Below are 2588 nucleotides of genomic sequence, written 5' to 3' on the forward strand. Positions count from 1 at the left end.
TGGCCTGCCCCGATCGAGTGGTCCGGTTTCAGTCTTAGTGCATGACGGGTCTTGGCGCTACGGTTGGGTTGGCCGGCGAAGCGGGTCCGGGTGGCGAAGCCGGCCACTGGATGACCTCAGGTGCCGGGGGGCGATACCCCAGTGATGAATGTGGGCGCTTGGTGTTGTAATGACGGCGCCAGTTTTCGATGATGATCTTTGCCTCGGCTAGGCTGTAGAAGATCTCCCCGTTGAGCAACTCGTCGCGGAGCTTGGAATTGAAGCTCTCACAATAGCCGTTCTCCCAAGGGGACCCTGGCTCGATGTAGGCGGCCTTTGCGCCGACGGCGGCGATCCACTCACGCACCGCCGTAGCGATGAACTCCGGGCCGTTGTCGGACCTGATGTGATCGGGAACACCACGCAGGATGAACAGATCAGACAGCACGTCGATCACGTCCGTTGATCGCAGCCTCCGGTCAATCCGGATTGCCAAGCACTCCCGGCTGAACTCGTCAATGAGGTTGAGCATGCGGAACTTCCTTCCATCGTGGGTCCGGGCTTCGACGAAGTCATAGGACCAGACATGGTTCGGACGCTCTGGCCGCAGACGGATGCACGACCCGTCGTTCAGCCAGAGCCGGCCCTTCTTCGGTTGCTCTTGCGGAACTTTCAGCCCCTCCCGCCGCCAGATCCTCTCGACCCGCTTCACGTTCACCGCCCAGCCCGCCTCGCGCAGCAGCGCCGTAATCCGGCGGTAGCCGTAGCGACCAGACTGGCTGGCGAGCGCGACGATGTCCGCCGTCAGGGCTTCTTCGTCGGCGCGCCCTTGCGGCATCTTCCGCTGTGTCGAGCGATGCTGGCCGAGCACGCGACAGGCGAACCGTTCCGAGATCCGGAACGTCTGCCTGACATGCTCGATGCAAGCACGGCGGCGGGCGGGGCTTAGTAGTTTCCCCGTGCAGCTTCAGCCAAGATGAGCTTCTCGAGCGTCAGGTCCGACACCGCCTTCCGCAGGCGCTCGTTCTCTTTCTCCAGCTCCTTCAGCCGCTTCACTTGGTCCGCCTTAAGGCCACCAAACTCCTTGCGCCACCGATAGTAGGTGAACTGCGTCACGCTGATCGAGCGCACAGCTTCGGCCACTGATTGGCCATTTGACACCAAAACGTCGACCTGCCGGAGTTTCGCGACGATCTCCTCAGGCTTGTGCTTCTTCTGGGGCATTCTTGCATCCTCCAAATGGCTCGAAAGCCATACCTCAGGGAGGACCACTTTTCAGGGGGCAGGCCAATCGCGCCGAGCTACCGACTGGCGCCCGACCGAAGCCTTTCGGACCGCGTCGCTGACGCAATGTCTACTTATGGCGTTGAGCCGGCGAGAAGACCTTGAAGGGAGGGGCTAACGCGACTTTGTCAGTCCCGCCCCACACGTCTTCGATCACTCCGCCCTCCCCAGAATGAGGTGCGGAAGAAGCAGTACGGTCGAAGCAACCTATGGCGCATACCGCGGTGTTTCGAAAACGCGATGCGCCGCCTGGATCTATGTAGACCCATTACAGTTCAGGTGGCATCCAGAACCACTTGCTTGCCTCCGTGAGTGCCACCTGCCTGGTCAAGCCTACGTCGTCGAGAAGTGAGTCCGGTTGCCGAAGGGCGAGGTCCATAAGATCGCGGCGCATCCGAGAGCGGTTCAGCCAGACCTTCACCCAGCCCAGCAGACGGCCGTACCTGCGTATTTGTTCCGTGGGATCGAGGTCTGGATTGCGCTTGGCTGGGTGACGTTCGCCTGCGATCGGAAACCGAATGACCGACGCTGCTTCGCCCGCCAGAGAAGGACTGTTGGTCCGGGAAGCTTCATGACTCATCGCGTTTATCCCATGCCAGTGGAGGGAAACCGCGCCGTGTCGCGATCGTCGACAGGACCTCGAGCAGCTTTTGCTTGTCCCTCGCCCGGCGGGCTGCAAGGTGACGACTGGTCTCGTTGGAGGCGCGGGTCAGAATTAGTTCACCGCTTAGACCGAGATCCGTTCGCGCTTCTCCCGGTAGCCGGCGAAGTCCATGGACGTATCCCAAGTATACGGAGCGCCTGCCCGGACGAATAAAGCGTGCAAGGTCGAAGAGAAAGAGGCGTAGCATTTTGCGACCAGAGGTACGGCGGAGGGAACCGCGACTTTGTGACACTGCAACACTAGGCCCAACGCTCATCCGCCACAACCCGAAAGTGTCATACTTCTCGGTGGCTGATCTGAAAAAGACTCTGGTGGCCTTTGGCGCCGAGGAATAAGCTCATAACCTTAGAAAAGGTGTCCATTTCACAAAGGATATCCAGTCGGAATCGCGTTGACGCCCCCTAAGCATAGTGTATCGTTCCACAGACAGCAAACTTGGTACACTGGGGTCTCAACGATAATGATGCTGCGAGCCGTCTTCCAGTCTTGGCTGCCCGCGGCCGCTACGACGCGAAAGCAGACAGCATGACGGGTGTTGATTTCCACTGAGAGCTGACCCGGTTCGGCCGAAGATTTCCATTGAGATTTGACCCATGTGACCCTCCCCCGAGCGAAGCGCGAGGGGGTCAACGGAGTGATCGACATGGGACTACTGAACGTG

1 protein-coding gene is annotated in these 2588 nt (G+C 60.0%); it reads right to left on the bottom strand.

Annotated elements, in window-relative coordinates:
* Positions 1-34: 34 nt before the first annotated feature.
* A protein-coding gene (locus C0V75_RS22615; RefSeq protein ID WP_101923226.1) for an IS3 family transposase occupies positions 35-1203 on the bottom strand; the annotation gives its coding sequence in 2 pieces (ribosomal slippage) (positions 35-939 and positions 939-1203; 1170 coding nt in all).
* Positions 1204-2588: the final 1385 nt, after the last annotated feature.

Source organism: Tabrizicola sp. TH137 (genome assembly GCF_002855575.1).
Lineage (GTDB): Bacteria > Pseudomonadota > Alphaproteobacteria > Rhodobacterales > Rhodobacteraceae > Paragemmobacter.